14 protein-coding genes are annotated in these 15584 nt (G+C 50.6%); 8 read left to right on the forward strand and 6 right to left on the reverse strand.

Annotated elements, in window-relative coordinates; genetic code table 11:
* Nucleotides 1–74: 74 nt before the first annotated feature.
* The 5 genes from xerD to lysS all read left to right on the forward strand — a co-directional run bounded on the left by xerD (nt 75) and on the right by lysS (nt 6161).
* Nucleotides 75–971, forward strand: a complete 897-nt coding sequence (xerD, locus tag C3D30_RS03270; protein WP_000806649.1) for a site-specific tyrosine recombinase XerD — start codon at nt 75–77, stop codon at nt 969–971.
* A 24-nt stretch (nt 972–995) separates the two neighbouring features.
* Nucleotides 996–1706 carry a bifunctional protein-disulfide isomerase/oxidoreductase DsbC gene (gene dsbC, locus C3D30_RS03275; protein WP_000715234.1) on the forward strand — a complete coding sequence of 237 codons (711 nt, stop codon included), beginning with the start codon at nt 996–998 and terminating at the stop codon, nt 1704–1706.
* Between the two features lie 5 nt (nt 1707–1711).
* Complete coding sequence (gene recJ / locus C3D30_RS03280; RefSeq protein WP_105286457.1) at nt 1712–3445, forward strand: single-stranded-DNA-specific exonuclease RecJ; 1734 nt, start codon at nt 1712–1714, stop codon at nt 3443–3445.
* Nucleotides 3446–3535: 90 nt separating this feature from the next.
* A protein-coding gene (gene prfB, locus C3D30_RS03285) for a peptide chain release factor 2 (protein WP_001701073.1) occupies nt 3536–4634 on the forward strand; the annotation gives its coding sequence in 2 pieces (ribosomal slippage) (nt 3536–3610 and nt 3612–4634; 1098 coding nt in all).
* A gap of 9 nt (nt 4635–4643) precedes the next feature.
* The gene (gene lysS, locus C3D30_RS03290) at nt 4644–6161 is read left to right on the forward strand and encodes a lysine--tRNA ligase (RefSeq protein ID WP_000003093.1); all 1518 of its coding nucleotides are present in this window, start codon (nt 4644–4646) and stop codon (nt 6159–6161) included.
* 43 nt (nt 6162–6204) lie between these two features.
* Here the strand turns inward: lysS and idi are convergent, their stop codons facing one another.
* Nucleotides 6205–6753, reverse strand: a complete 549-nt coding sequence (idi, locus tag C3D30_RS03295) for an isopentenyl-diphosphate Delta-isomerase (protein WP_105286458.1) — start codon at nt 6751–6753, stop codon at nt 6205–6207.
* 54 nt (nt 6754–6807) lie between these two features.
* On the opposite strand from idi, the gene C3D30_RS20275 reads away from it, so the two are divergent.
* Entirely contained in the window at nt 6808–6879 is a 72-nt protein-coding gene (locus C3D30_RS20275; RefSeq protein ID WP_123056740.1) for a hypothetical protein, read from the forward strand.
* Here the strand turns inward: C3D30_RS20275 and yqfG are convergent.
* Both yqfG and uacT read right to left on the reverse strand, forming a co-directional pair.
* Complete coding sequence (yqfG, locus tag C3D30_RS03300; RefSeq protein WP_016159664.1) at nt 6876–7001, reverse strand: protein YqfG; 126 nt, start codon at nt 6999–7001, stop codon at nt 6876–6878. The genes C3D30_RS20275 and yqfG overlap by 4 nt on opposite strands.
* A 1-nt stretch (nt 7002) precedes the next feature.
* Nucleotides 7003–8451, reverse strand: a complete 1449-nt coding sequence (gene uacT / locus C3D30_RS03305) for a urate/proton symporter UacT (protein WP_010347966.1) — start codon at nt 8449–8451, stop codon at nt 7003–7005.
* Between the two features lie 434 nt (nt 8452–8885).
* Here uacT and ygfT point away from each other — a divergent pair, with 434 nt between their 5' ends.
* On the forward strand, nt 8886–10808 hold the full coding sequence (gene ygfT, locus C3D30_RS03315; RefSeq protein ID WP_105286459.1) for a formate-dependent uric acid utilization protein YgfT: 1923 nt from the start codon (nt 8886–8888) through the stop codon (nt 10806–10808).
* Nucleotides 10805–11293, forward strand: a complete 489-nt coding sequence (locus C3D30_RS03320) for a 4Fe-4S dicluster domain-containing protein (RefSeq protein WP_105286460.1) — start codon at nt 10805–10807, stop codon at nt 11291–11293. The genes ygfT and C3D30_RS03320 overlap by 4 nt, the downstream gene beginning before the upstream one ends.
* Nucleotides 11294–11328: 35 nt before the next feature.
* Here C3D30_RS03320 and ghxQ read toward each other — a convergent pair whose 3' ends face one another.
* Genes ghxQ through xanQ form a run of 3 tightly spaced genes read right to left on the reverse strand, consistent with a single transcriptional unit; the run spans nt 11329 to nt 15456 of the window.
* Nucleotides 11329–12696, reverse strand: a complete 1368-nt coding sequence (gene ghxQ, locus C3D30_RS03325) for a guanine/hypoxanthine transporter GhxQ (RefSeq protein ID WP_105286461.1) — start codon at nt 12694–12696, stop codon at nt 11329–11331.
* A 25-nt stretch (nt 12697–12721) separates the two neighbouring features.
* Nucleotides 12722–14038 (reverse strand): guanine deaminase, encoded by a 1317-nt coding sequence (guaD, locus tag C3D30_RS03330; RefSeq protein WP_010349348.1) that lies wholly within the window; start codon nt 14036–14038, stop codon nt 12722–12724.
* A gap of 17 nt (nt 14039–14055) precedes the next feature.
* Nucleotides 14056–15456, reverse strand: coding sequence for a xanthine/proton symporter XanQ (gene xanQ, locus C3D30_RS03335; RefSeq protein WP_001280174.1), 1401 nt, complete (start codon nt 15454–15456; stop codon nt 14056–14058).
* Between the last annotated feature and the right edge of the window lie 128 nt (nt 15457–15584).

The following is a 15584-nucleotide window of genomic DNA, read 5'->3' on the forward strand; positions in this document are numbered from 1 at the left end:
TAGTGTATCAGAATCGCTTTAGTCACGGCACAATAAGGCATAATGGATCAAACGAGTAACGATAAGGGGCGCAAGTGAAACAGGATCTGGCACGCATCGAGCAGTTTCTTGATGCCCTGTGGTTGGAAAAAAATCTGGCAGAAAATACGTTGAACGCATATCGTCGCGATCTGTCAATGATGGTGGAGTGGTTGCATCATCGTGGATTGACGCTGGCAACGGCGCAAAGCGGCGACTTACAGGCATTACTGGCAGAACGGCTGGAAGGCGGGTATAAAGCCACCAGTTCCGCTCGTTTGCTGAGTGCGGTGCGCCGATTGTTCCAGTATCTTTATCGCGAAAAGTTTCGTGAAGACGATCCCAGTGCGCATCTTGCTTCGCCAAAATTACCCCAGCGTCTACCGAAAGATTTAAGTGAAGCGCAAGTCGAAAGGTTATTGCAGGCGCCGCTGGTTGATCAGCCTCTGGAGCTACGCGACAAAGCGATGCTCGAAGTGCTGTATGCTACCGGATTGCGTGTCTCTGAACTTGTAGGGCTGACGATGAGCGATATCAGCTTGCGTCAGGGGGTGGTGCGGGTAATTGGTAAAGGCAACAAAGAACGCCTGGTGCCGTTAGGTGAAGAGGCAGTTTACTGGCTGGAAACCTATCTGGAACACGGGCGACCGTGGTTGCTAAACGGTGTGTCAATTGATGTACTGTTTCCCAGCCAGCGTGCGCAGCAGATGACGAGACAAACTTTCTGGCATCGCATTAAACATTATGCCGTGCTGGCGGGGATCGACAGCGAAAAGCTGTCGCCGCATGTGTTGCGTCACGCCTTTGCCACCCATTTGTTAAATCATGGTGCGGACTTACGCGTTGTGCAGATGTTGCTGGGTCATAGCGATCTCTCGACGACTCAAATTTATACGCATGTCGCTACTGAGCGTCTGCGGCAACTTCATCAACAGCATCACCCTCGGGCGTGATAGCTGAAAAGAACGGGATGATTTATGAAGAAAGGTTTTATGTTGTTTACTTTGTTGACGGCGTTTTCTGGCTTTGTTCAGGCGGATGACGCGGCAATACAACAAACGTTAGCCAAAATGGGCATCAAAAGCAGCGATATTCAGCCAGCACCCGTGGCAGGCATGAAGACAGTTCTGACTAACAGCGGTGTGTTGTACATCACCGATGACGGTAAACACATCATTCAGGGGCCAATGTATGACGTTAGCGGCGCGGCACCAATCAACGTCACCAACCAGATGCTGTTAAAGCAACTGAATGCGCTGGAAAAAGAGATGATTATCTACAAAGCGCCGCAAGAAAAGCACGTCATCACCGTGTTTACCGACATTACCTGCGGCTACTGCCACAAAATGCATGAGCAGATGGCTGACTACAACGCGCTGGGGATCACCGTGCGTTATCTCGCGTTCCCGCGTCAGGGGCTGGAAAGCCAGGCGGAGCAACAAATGAAAGCCATCTGGTGTGCAAAAGATAAAAATAAAGCCTTTGATGACGTAATGGCAGGCAAAGCCGTTACCCCGGCAAGTTGCGATATCGATATTGCCGACCATTACGCACTTGGCGTACAGCTTGGCGTTAGCGGAACTCCGGCAGTTGTGCTGAGCAATGGCACACTGGTTCCGGGTTATCAGCCGCCGAAAGAGATGAAAGAATTCCTCGACGAACATCAAAAAATGACCAGCGGTAAATAATTCGCGTGAAACAACAGATACAACTTCGTCGTCGTGAAGTCGACGAAACGGCAGACCTGCCCGCTGACCTGCCCCCCTTGCTGCGGCGTTTATACGCCAGCCGGGGCGTGCGCAGCGCGCAGGAACTGGAGCGTAGCGTTAAAGGTATGCTGCCCTGGCAGCAACTGAGCGGTGTCGAAAAGGCCGTTGAGATCCTTTACAACGCTTTTCGCGAAGGAACACGGATTATTGTGGTCGGTGATTTCGACGCCGACGGTGCCACCAGCACAGCTCTTAGCGTGCTGGCGATGCGTTCTCTCGGCTGTGACAACATCGACTACCTTGTACCGAACCGTTTCGAAGACGGTTACGGCTTAAGTCCGGAAGTGGTCGATCAGGCTCATGCGCGTGGCGCGCAGTTGATTGTAACGGTTGATAACGGCATTTCTTCCCACGCAGGTGTTGAACATGCTCGATCGTTGGGCATTCCGGTTATTGTTACCGATCATCATTTGCCTGGCGAAACTTTACCTGCGGCGGAAGCCATTATTAATCCCAATCTGCGTGACTGCGAGTTTCCGTCGAAATCGCTGGCAGGCGTTGGCGTAGCGTTTTATCTGATGCTGGCGTTACGCACCTTTTTGCGCGATCGGGGTTGGTTCGATGAACGTGGTATCGCAATACCGAATCTGGCGGAATTGCTGGATCTGGTGGCGCTGGGTACGGTGGCGGATGTAGTGCCGCTGGACGCCAATAATCGTATTCTGACCTGGCAGGGGATGAGTCGCATCCGTGCCGGGAAGTGCCGTCCGGGGATTAAAGCTCTGCTGGAAGTGGCAAACCGCGATGCACAAAAACTCGCTGCCAGCGATTTAGGTTTTGCGCTGGGGCCGCGTCTCAATGCCGCCGGACGACTGGATGATATGTCCGTTGGCGTGGCACTGTTACTTTGCGACAACTTCGGCGAAGCGCGCGTTCTGGCTAATGAGCTTGATGCACTAAACCAGACGCGAAAAGAGATTGAACAGGGAATGCAGGTCGAAGCACTGACCTTGTGCGAGCAACTGGAGCGTAGCCGCGATACGCTGCCTGGCGGGCTGGCAATGTATCACCCTGAATGGCATCAGGGCGTCGTTGGTATTCTGGCTTCGCGCATCAAAGAGCGTTTTCATCGTCCGGTTATCGCCTTTGCGCCTGCGGGCGACGGTACGTTGAAAGGTTCTGGGCGCTCCATTCAGGGACTGCATATGCGCGACGCGCTGGAGCGGTTAGACACGCTCTACCCTGGCATGATGCTCAAGTTTGGCGGTCATGCGATGGCGGCAGGATTGTCACTGGAAGAGGACAAATTCGAACTCTTTCAGCAACGCTTTGGCGAACTGGTTACCGAGTGGCTGGATCCGGCATTATTACAGGGTGAAGTGGTTTCCGACGGCCCGTTAAGTGCAGCGGAGATGACCATGGAAGTTGCGCAACTGCTGCGTGATGCCGGTCCGTGGGGGCAGATGTTCCCGGAACCGCTGTTTGACGGTCATTTCCGCCTGCTGCAACAGCGGCTGGTGGGGGAGCGCCATCTGAAGGTCATGGTTGAACCGGTCGGCGGCGGCCCGCTGCTGGATGGTATTGCTTTTAATGTCGATACCGCCCTTTGGCCGGATAACGGCGTTCGTGAAGTACAACTGGCCTACAAGCTGGATATCAACGAGTTTCGTGGCAACCGCAGTCTACAGATTATCATCGATAATATCTGGCCACTTTAGCGTCGTCTTCTCTATAAAAAAGAGTGTGGATTGGGTACAATCCCGCTCTTATCACCGCATTTTGACTAGCTCAATAAAAGAAATCAGACCATGTTTGAAATTAATCCGGTAAATAATCGCATTCAGGACCTCACGGAACGCTCCGACGTTCTTAGGGGGTATCTTTGACTACGACGCCAAGAAAGAGCGTCTGGAAGAAGTAAACGCCGAGCTGGAACAGCCGGATGTCTGGAACGAACCCGAACGTGCGCAGGCGCTGGGTAAAGAGCGTTCCTCTCTCGAGGCTGTTGTCGATACCCTCGACCAAATGAAACAAGGGCTGGAAGATGTTTCCGGTCTGCTGGAACTGGCTGTAGAAGCTGACGACGAAGAAACCTTTAACGAAGCCGTTGCTGAACTCGACGCCCTGGAAGAAAAACTGGCGCAGCTTGAGTTCCGCCGCATGTTCTCCGGCGAATATGACAGCGCCGACTGCTACCTTGATATCCAGGCAGGTTCCGGCGGTACGGAAGCACAGGACTGGGCAAGTATGCTTGAGCGTATGTATCTGCGCTGGGCAGAATCGCGCGGTTTCAAAACTGAAATTATCGAAGAGTCAGAAGGTGAAGTGGCGGGTATCAAATCCGTGACTATCAAGATCTCCGGCGATTACGCTTATGGTTGGCTGCGCACAGAAACCGGCGTTCACCGTCTGGTGCGTAAGAGCCCGTTTGACTCCGGCGGTCGTCGTCACACGTCGTTTAGTTCCGCGTTTGTTTACCCAGAAGTGGATGACGATATTGATATCGAAATCAACCCAGCGGATCTGCGCATTGATGTATATCGCGCGTCCGGTGCAGGCGGTCAGCACGTTAACCGTACCGAATCTGCGGTGCGTATTACTCACATCCCGACCGGGATTGTGACCCAGTGCCAGAATGACCGTTCCCAGCACAAGAACAAAGACCAGGCCATGAAGCAGATGAAAGCGAAGCTTTATGAGCTGGAGATGCAGAAGAAGAATGCTGAGAAACAGGCGATGGAAGACAATAAATCTGACATCGGCTGGGGCAGCCAGATTCGTTCTTATGTCCTTGATGACTCCCGCATTAAAGATCTGCGTACCGGGGTTGAAACCCGCAACACGCAGGCAGTGCTGGATGGCAGCCTGGATCAATTTATCGAAGCAAGTTTGAAAGCTGGGTTATAAGGAACCAACATGTCTGAACAACACGTACAAGGCACTGACGCGGTAACCGATCTTAACAATGAACTGAAAACACGTCGCGAAAAGCTGGCGAACCTGCGCGAGCAGGGGATTGCCTTTCCGAATGATTTCCGTCGCGACCATACTTCTGACCAACTGCATACAGACTTCGACGGTAAAGAGAACGAAGAGCTGGAAGAGTTGAACATCGAAGTCGCTGTAGCTGGTCGCATGATGACTCGCCGAATCATGGGTAAAGCTTCTTTCGTTACCCTGCAGGATGTCGGTGGTCGCATTCAGCTGTATGTAGCTCGTGATGATCTGCCGGAAGGCGTTTATAACGATCAATTTAAGAAATGGGATCTTGGCGATATTATCGGCGCAAAAGGTAAGCTGTTTAAAACCAAAACCGGCGAACTGTCGATCCACTGCACCGAGCTGCGTCTGCTGACCAAAGCACTGCGCCCGCTGCCAGACAAATTCCACGGCTTGCAAGATCAGGAAGCGCGTTATCGTCAGCGTTATCTGGATCTTATCTCTAACGATGATTCCCGCAACACCTTTAAAGTGCGTTCACAGATCCTCTCTGGCATTCGCCAGTTCATGGTGAATCGCGGCTTTATGGAAGTTGAAACCCCGATGATGCAGGTGATCCCTGGCGGTGCGGCTGCGCGTCCGTTTATCACCCATCATAACGCGCTGGATCTCGACATGTACCTGCGTATTGCGCCGGAACTGTACCTTAAGCGTCTGGTGGTTGGCGGCTTTGAACGAGTGTTCGAAATCAACCGTAACTTCCGTAACGAAGGTATCTCCGTACGCCATAACCCAGAGTTCACCATGATGGAACTCTATATGGCTTACGCGGATTACAAAGATCTGATCGAACTGACCGAATCGCTGTTCCGCACTCTGGCGCAGGATATTCTCGGTAAGACCGAAGTAACCTACGGTGATGTGGTACTGGACTTCGGTAAGCCGTTCGAAAAACTGACCATGCGTGAAGCGATTAAGAAATATCGCCCGGAAACCGACATGGCAGATCTGGATAACTTCGACTCTGCGAAAGCGATTGCTGAATCTCTCGGCATTCACGTTGAGAAGAGCTGGGGGCTGGGTCGTATTGTGACCGAGATCTTTGACGAAGTGGCAGAAGCGAATCTGATTCAGCCGACCTTCATTACTGAATACCCGGCTGAAGTTTCTCCGCTGGCGCGTCGTAACGACGTCAACCCGGAAATCACCGATCGCTTTGAATTCTTTATTGGCGGTCGTGAGATTGGTAACGGCTTTAGCGAACTGAACGATGCAGAAGATCAGGCGCAGCGTTTCCTGGATCAGGTTGCGGCGAAAGACGCAGGCGACGATGAAGCAATGTTCTACGATGAAGATTACGTTACTGCGCTGGAACATGGTCTGCCGCCGACAGCAGGTCTGGGAATTGGTATCGACCGTATGGTTATGCTTTTCACCAACAGCCATACTATCCGCGACGTTATTCTGTTCCCGGCGATGCGTCCGGTAAAATAAGTATTACGCGTAAGCACATAACCCCGGCAACCGTCGGGGTTTTTTATTTAAGCTGTGTAAATGCAGACAATTGTTTTCTGGCTTCGCTATTGGCTACCTGCATCACCATCCACGGGCTGAACGCCCACGGCGTAGCATCAATACCGTGTAATACATCTGCTAAATCACACCATTGATAATCCATCACTTCATCATTGTTGGGCTGTAACTCGCTGATTACGCGAGCGGCAAATACCGGGCACACTTCATTTTCGACAATGCCACTCGGATCGGTGGCGCGGTAGTGAAAGCCGGGATAAACCGGTTCTGGTGATGTTATTTCCACACCCAGTTCAAAGCGGCAACGGCGGATCACTGCGTCTTCGTTGCTTTCTCCCAGTTGTGGATGCCCACAAACCGAGTTTGTCCACACACCCGGCCATGCTTTTTTGCTCAGTGCGCGGCGGGTAACTAATAATTGCCCTTTGGCATTAAACAGCCAACTGGAGAACGCGAGATGTAAGGGGGTATTTGCCGTGTGTGCAGCATATTTTTCCAGTGTACCCGAAGGGACTCCCTGTGCATTCAGTAAAATGACGTGTTCCGTTTGCATAATTTCTCACATGTAATTCTAATCACTCGTCATTATAGATAACAGAAGTGTTAAATGATTAACCAAGTGAGCGTTTATCGACAACCGCCCGTTTTGAGCGGATGCCGACAGAGAAAGACCATTTAAAAAAGCAACATCATATATTTGAAGCGGCTTTCAATAGCCATTGCAACGCAGTCAGAAATGACAGGAATGGAGATCATTAAGAGTAATAACAGACTGAATATAGCGCGCATTAAAAGATTCATATTATTCTCCATGCTCATTTTTCTTCAGCTTGCGCATCAGAAGCCACATACGTACTGTCCTGACTTTTAGATCTTTATCAGAGACGGATTCCTTCACCAGGTCAGCATGATGCTGATAGCCATTAAAGAAGACGTTCAGCACAACGGCGCTAAGGGTTGCGAGCATAATGCCGCTATGCAGCAACGGTTGCAGTACGGCCGGTAATTTAGAAAAAAAATCGTGAGAAAGCGTCGGGGTCATGCCAACGCCGAGACTGATTGCCACAATATAAAGGTTGTAACGGTTGGTGGTGTAGTTACAGCGCGACAGAATCCGAATCCCTGTTGCCAGCACCATGCCGAACATCACCAGCCCCGCGCCGCCCAGCACAAATTGCGGAATGGAAGCCACCAGCACCGCCATTTTAGGCACCATGCCGAACAGAATTAAAATAATCCCCGAAGAAATACACACCCAGCGGCTATGAACGCGCGTCACGCTGACCAGACCGACGTTTTGTGAAAAAGATGTATGCGGAAAACTGTTAAACGTTCCGCCGATCATGGTTCCTACGCCATCCACGCGCAGCCCGCGAATAATGTCGTGCGAAGAGAGCTTACGACCGACTATTTCACCCAGTGCCAGGAACATCCCCATCGACTCAATAAATACGATGATGAGAACTGCGGTCATGGTCAAAATAGAAACAGGGTCGAAAATCGGCATACCAAACGACATCGGCGTAACAATCGCAAACCACGAAGCATCATGCAGCCCGGATAAATTGACTTCATTCATCATCCACGAAAGTAAAAAGCCAAATACAATCCCCAGTAATACGGCAACATTGGACATAAATCCTTTTGCATAGCGAGTAATAAGCAAGATGAAAATTAAGACTGCGAAGGAGATTCCTAAATAAACGGGATTACCATATTGCGGATTTCCTTTACCTCCCGCAGCCCAATCAATGCCCACCTGAATAATACTCAGCCCGATAGAGGTAATAACCACACCGGTAACCAGCGGTGGGAACAAAGGCATTAAGCGACCAATAAGCGGCGCTAATAATGTGGTGATAAATCCGGCTGCGATGGTTGCGCCAAAAATCCCCAGCAGCCCGATATCCGGGTTCATCCCGATAGCTATCATTGGCGTTACAGCTGCAAAGGTCACTGACATAATAACGGGCAGGCGAATCCCCATAAAACGACCGATGCCAATGCATTGCAAAAGTGTGACGATACCGCAGCAAAAGAGGTCGGAGCTAATAAGCATCGCTATCGCCTCTTTGGTAAGGCCGAGTCTGTCACCAATCATCAGTGGTACAGCGACTGCGCCTGCATACATCACAAGTACGTGTTGCAGACCGAGTATGATCAACTTTCCTGGTGATAATATGCGGTCAACCTCATCGGTGGGGCGGTCTTGCCCTGAAGATGAGGGAAGTTGGGAATCTATGGCGCTCATCAGTCATTCTCCTTTCGCTCGCCAGAGTGAAATGCAACCGTTTACGTTAATAAAACTGTTTAATGACATGCTCGTGGGATGCCAGTTTTAACGAGGAAGGGAAGTTATAGAATGGAAATGCGGAGGCAATCACATAATCCTGGTTAAACCGAGAAAATGAGAAAAGAATAAGACAATGGAATTATCTTTAATTTTCTCATATTGATATGTCTTTAATCATTCTGGCATGTCGCACTCTCGCATTTAATGCTTTTGAGTTGGATTACTCTGTTTTCAGCGACGGCGCTTAATTAATGAAAGCGGCACAAATTGAGGGGTAATAATTTGACCTCAGTCGCAAAATATCATTAAAGCGGACACGTTTTATAATATATGCCCGTTTATTGCATCGCGACATTTGAGAAGACATAACTCATCAAATGAAAGGGATGCAAATGAATAAGTTTATCGCTGCTGAAGCTGCGGAATGTATAGGCTGTCATGCCTGTGAAATTGCCTGTGCGGCGGCACACAATCAAGAAAACTGGCCGCAGAGCTACAGTGACTTTAGACCCCGTATTCACATTGTTGGGAAAGGCCTGCACGCGAATCCGGTGGCCTGTCATCATTGCAACAATGCCCCCTGCGTTACGGTTTGCCCGGTAAATGCTCTGACTTTCCAGCCTGATAGCGTACAACTGGACGAGCAAAAGTGTATTGGCTGTAAAAGATGCGCAATCGCTTGCCCCTTTGGCGTAATCGAGATGGTCGGTTCTATTGCGCAGAAATGCGACCTTTGTAACCAGCGCAGTTCCGGCGCGCAAACCTGTATTGAGGTCTGCCCAACACAGGCGTTAAGGCTGATGGACGATAAAGGGTTACAGCAGATAAAGATGACCCGCCAGCGCAAAACGGCAGAAGGAAAGGCGTCATCAGATGCTCAGCCATCTCGCCGTGCAGCGTTGCTCCCCGTTAACCCGCGCAAAGGCGCAGAGAAAATTACAGCGAGCGAGCGGAAGACTCACTTTGGCGAAATCTATTGTGGACTGGATCCGCAACAAGCAACTTATGAGAGTGACCGCTGTGTTTATTGTGCCAAAAAAGCCAACTGTAACTGGCATTGTCCGTTGCATAACGCCATTCCGGATTACATCCATCTGGTACAGGAAGGGAAGATTATTGAAGCGGCAGAACTCTGCCACCAGACCAGCTCCTTACCAGAAATCTGCGGCAGGGTATGTCCGCAGGATCGGCTTTGTGAGGGCGCATGTACTTTGAAAGATCACTCTGGCGCAGTCTCTATCGGCAATCTGGAACGCTATATTACTGATACTGCGCTGGCGATGGGCTGGCGTCCCGATGTCAGCCAGGTCGTTCCGCGTATGGAACGGGTAGCTGTGATTGGTGCCGGGCCAGCAGGACTGGGGTGTGCCGATATCCTGGCGCGCGCCGGCGTTCATGTTGATGTCTTTGATCGCCATCCGGAAATCGGCGGTATGCTCACCTTTGGTATTCCTCCTTTCAAGCTCGATAAAGCGGTGTTAAGCCAGCGGCGGGAGATATTCACCGCGATGGGGATCGACTTTCATCTCAACTGTGAAATTGGTCGTGATATCTCTTTCAACGACTTAACGACAGAATATGACGCTGTTTTTCTTGGCGTGGGGACTTACGGGATGATGCGAGCGGATCTGCCGCATGAAGATGCGCCCGGTGTGATTCAGGCGCTACCGTTTCTGACCGCGCATACTCGCCAGTTGATGGGGCTGCCAGAGTCTGCAGAGTATCCGCTGACGGATGTAGAAGGTAAGCGAGTTGTCGTATTGGGGGGCGGCGATACAACAATGGATTGCCTGCGCACATCCATTCGCCTGAAGGCCGCCAGTGTGACCTGTGCTTATCGGCGTGATGAAGTCAGTATGCCCGGCTCGCGAAAAGAGGTGGTTAATGCGCGTGAGGAAGGCGTTGAGTTTCTGTTCAATGTTCAGCCGCAATATATCGCTCTTGATGATAACGGGCGCTTAAAGGCGGTGGGCTTGATTCGTACCGCAATGGGTGAGCCGGGGCCTGATGGTCGCCGTCGTCCACATCCGGTGGCGGGATCTGAGTTTGAACTGCCCGCCGATGTGCTGATTATGGCCTTTGGCTTCCAGGCACATGCCATGCCGTGGTTGCAGGGCAGCGGCATTAAACTTGATAAATGGGGGCTGATAAAAACTGGCGATGCAGGGCATTTATCCACCCAGACGCATCTGAAAAAGGTTTTTGCCGGTGGTGATGCCGTTCATGGTGCGGATCTGGTCGTCACCGCAATGGCAGCAGGAAGACAGGCGGCACACGATATGTTAGCTATGTTTAATACGAAGGCATCGCGATGAAATCGTTAATTATCGTTAATCCAGCTGACTGTATTGGCTGCCGTACTTGCGAAGTGGCTTGCGTGGTCGCCCATCCGTTAAAACAGGAGTTGAATGCGAGTTTCTTTCTCCCACGTTTAAAAGTGCAGCGTCTGAACAACATTAGTGCGCCAGTGATGTGCCATCAGTGCGAAAACGCCCCTTGTGTTGGCGCTTGCCCCGTGCAGGCGCTGACGATGGGCGAACAGGTGGTACAGGCAAATTCTGCCCGCTGTATTGGCTGTCAGAGTTGTGTCAGTGCGTGCCCGTTTGGGATGATCACTGTTCAGTCTTTGCCCGGACATACTCGCCAACTCATCGTGAAATGCGATCTCTGTGAACAGCGGGAAGAGGGGCCAGCCTGCGTTGAATCTTGCCCAACGCAGGCGTTGCAGTTGATGACTGAGAGAGAACTCAGGCAAATCCGCCAGCAGCGTATTGCTGCCAGCGGCGAGAATCATCTCTGATAGAAATCTCCGCGCTGAAAGGCGCGGAGAATCTCTTAAATAGCCCAACCACCGGCGTAAAACGCGACCAGGGCGACGGTAATGATAACCGTACCAATATTCAGTTTTTGCGATTCGCGAGCAAAGACGCGACCTACAACCAGCGTCACAAAGCCCAGCATAATACCGGTAACGATATTGCAGGTCAGGACGATGAACACGGCACACACCAGTCCGGCCATTGCATCAATAAAGTCGTTGAAATCCAGCTTCGAAACGTTGCTTAACATCAGTAGACCAACGTACATCAGTGCAGGGGCTGTGGCATACCCAGGGATCAGAAACGACAGCGGAGATAAGAACAGAATCAGCAGGAATAACGCGCCAACTACCGTTGCGGTTAAACCGGTTTTGCCTCCGGCGGCGGTTCCTGCCGCTGATTCGATATAAACTGCCGCAGGTGCCGCACCCACTAAACCGGAGAATATTGAGCTAACCGAGTCACTGGTCAGGGCTTTGCCACCGTTGATTATCTGGTTGTCTTTATCCAGCAGATTCGCCTGACCGGCTACTGCACGGATGGTGCCGGTGGCGTCAAACACAGCAGTCATCACTAATGCCAGTACACTCGGAAGTACGGTTGGCTGGAGCGCGCCCATAATATCCAGGCTGAAAATCAGAGATTTTCCATCTTCGCCAGTCAGACTCGGCATTGCCACCAGACCGTGGTATTTCACCGCCGGATCAAAAATTAAGCCGATGATCGAGATGGCGATAATGACCAACAAGATCCCACCAGGTACGCGGCACTTCTCCAGGCCGAAAATCACCGCTAATCCCAGCAAGCTCATCAGCACCGGGAAAGAGGTAAACGCCCCAAGCGCAACTGGTAAGCCTTCAATCGGGTTTTTGATGACCATACCTACGCCGTTAGCGGCAATCAGTAGCAGGAACAGACCAATACCGATACCTGTACCGTGCGCAATACCCATTGGTAAATTGCGTAAGATCCAGGTTCGCACGCCAGTTACGGAGATAGCGGTAAATATCAGCCCCATCAGAAAGACCGCCCCTAGTGCTACCGGAACGCTAATTTGTTGCCCAAGTACCAGGCTGAATGCAGTAAATGCTGTCAAGGAAATGGCGCAACCAATCGCCATTGGCAGGTTAGCCCATAACCCCATCAGCAGAGAGCCGAAGCCTGCGACCAGACAGGTGGCAACGAAGACCGCTGCGGGAGGAAAACCTGCTTTACCCAGCATTCCCGGCACTACGATAACGGAGTAAACCATAGCGAGGAATGTGGTCAGACCCGCCAGTACCTCCTGGCGAACGCTGCTGCCACGAGCGGTAATTTTAAAATAATTATCCAGCGCGCCCTGTGGCTTTGGTGCGTCCGGTGTTTGTAGGATGTCTCCAGACATAATGATGTCCTCACGAGGTTTATTATTAGTTACGTTCGTACACCAGACGACCATCAACGTAGGTGCGGTAGATAGAACGGTCATCGCCCAATGTCATCATCACGAACAATTTGTCGACTAAAGAAACAGAGTTGTCATAGCGCAGTTGCTGCAGCGGTGTGGCGGTAGGTTCCATCACCACGAAATCAGCCTCTTTGCCTGGTATAAAGTTGCCGATCAGATCGTCAAGCCCCAGAGATTTCGCGCCACCGAGCGTGGCAAGATAAAATGCTTCATATGCTGAGAGACGATAGCCCTGTAGCTGCAATACTTTGTAGGCTTCGTTCAGTGTTTGCAGCATGTTGAAGGTGGTTCCTGCGCCAATGTCAGTCCCCATGCCAACTTTGACTTTCTTATTCCATGCTTTTTTCAGGTTGAATAAGCCGCTGCCGAGATAAAGGTTGGAGGTTGGACAAAACGCGATGCTGGATTTAGTCTCGCTGAGACGATCCCACTCTTTTTCTTCCAGATGGACGCAGTGAGCAAAGACGCAGTTTTTACCTGTCAGGCCATACTGGTGATAAACATCCAGATAACCATCATGTTCAGGATAAAGCTCTTTCACCCAGGCAATTTCATCTTTGTTTTCACACAGATGGGTATGTATCCACGTATCGGGAAACTCTTCTTTCAGGCGTTGCGCCATTGCCATCTGTTCGGGAGATGAAGTCGGTGCGAAGCGCGGCGTAATGGCGTATAACAGACGTCCATTTTTGTGCCAGCGTTTGATCAGTTCTTTGCTTTGGTGATAGCTGCTTTCTGCGGTATCGAGCAGATAATCCGGCGCATTGCGATCCATCATCACCTTGCCGGCAATCATGCGCATATTGATATGACTGGCGGCTTCAAACAGCGCATCAACGGATTGCGGATGAACAGTCCCAAACACTAGCGCCGTGGTTGTGCCGTTGCGCAATAACTGTTTGATGAAAAATGCAGACATTTCGCGGGCATATTCTAAATCTTCATAACGACGCTCTGTGGGGAAGGTGTGTTTATTCAGCCATTCCAGCAACTGCTCGCCATAGGCACCGACCATTTCACTTTGCGGATAATGGATATGTGTATCGACAAAGCCCGGAACTATCAGTTTGCCGCGATAGTCGCGAACGCGAATGGTGTCAGGAATTTGATGCTTTCCGTCCTCCCATTTGCCAAACCACTCCACTTTCCCTTGTTTAATGAGTAGTAAACCATCCTCAATAAACCGCAGCGCAGAGGCGATCTCTTCCGGGTTATCGACTGTACGGGTGACATCAATAAAACTGCCTCGTACTGCTTTTAACGTGTGTTCTCCTGACATCATTGACTCCTTTACTTTTAATCCATCTCTTCCGCTGAGGTAATACCAGGCAGAACGTTTTCCTGTCGGTAGCCACCAGGGAGAATAATATTTAATAAAATCGCAGTTAACCCGCCTGCACAAATAGGGTTTTCAACTAATACATAAATAGAGGCAGGCAATATTTTAAAAATTTCGGGATCGTAGGAAACACCAAGACCTAAACCTAATGAGGTGGCGACGATAAGTGTTTCACGGCGTTTTAAGCCATTGGTGATAATGATGCGGATACCGGCAATGGCAATCATGGAAAACATTAACGTCATTGCGCCCCCCAGAACTGCCGAGGGGATAGTGGTGAAGAAGCCGCCGATCATCGGAAATAACCCGAGGATAACCAACATAACCGCGATGGTTCGCCCGACATAACGTGAAGCGACGCCAGTCATCTGAATAACCCCATTATTTTGCGCAAACGTGGTTAGCGGTAATGAACCGACAGCGGAGGCGATAACAGAGACCAGACCATCTGCCAGCACGCCACCTTTCAGTCGGGACTGATATTCATCACCCTGAATAGGACGGCGGGAAACCATTGCCGTGGCGGTGATATCGCCTACTGCCTCCAGTACGCTAAGCAGATAAATAGTGCCAACCACCAGGAACTGATGAAAGCTGAAACTAAACCCGTATTTGAACGGATGTGGGATAGTGATTAACGGCAGGTTGCGCATACTGCTGAAATCCACCATGCCAAGACATAACGACGCGATATAGCCGACGCAAAGCCCGATGGCGATCCCGCCCATGCGTAGCAACGGACTACGGCAGCAGTTAAAGCCGATCACCACAATCAAAACCAATAAACCAACGCCGAGATGTTCGTAATTGCCGAACGTACCGCTGCTTTTGGCTGCAAATCCACCGCCAAAATCGATAATGCCGACTTTAATCAGGCTTAAGCCGATCATCAGCACCACAATGCCGCTGACGGTGGGGGTGATAACCCGACGTAGATAAGGCAGGATAAAAGAAGAACCGACAACCAGAAATGCGCCGACGAAGGAAACGCCAAGCAGCGACGACATGATTAATTCTTCGTGGAAACCATCGCTTTTCATGCTGCTGCCCAGCGCAATCATGACGGTAACAAATGAAAAATTGACTGACTGAATGGAGAGTAAACCGGAACCCACGATGCCATAACGGTTTACCTGTAACCATGTTCCAATGCCGGAGGCGATCATCGCCATTGAAACCAGATAGGCGGTCGTTTCTGCGGAAAGTTGTAAGGCCGCACCCACAATTAATGCGGGAGTCACCATCGGAACGAAAATTGCCAACAGATGGGTAATTGCGCCAACAATAGCCTGATGAAAGGGAGGGCGATCCTCCAGTTCAAATATAAGGTCGGAACCTGCATGGTTTATATCAGACATCCCTTCACTCCTTTTAAAGTAAATTTGATCATCTGAATCAGTAAAATAAATACCCACGAATTTGGGGCGCAGGACGCCTTGAGAACGGCTTATCTCATTTTCGCAGTTACTATTTAGTCATCGTTCAA

This window comes from Escherichia sp. MOD1-EC5433 (assembly GCF_002966005.1).
GTDB lineage: Bacteria > Pseudomonadota > Gammaproteobacteria > Enterobacterales > Enterobacteriaceae > Escherichia > Escherichia ruysiae.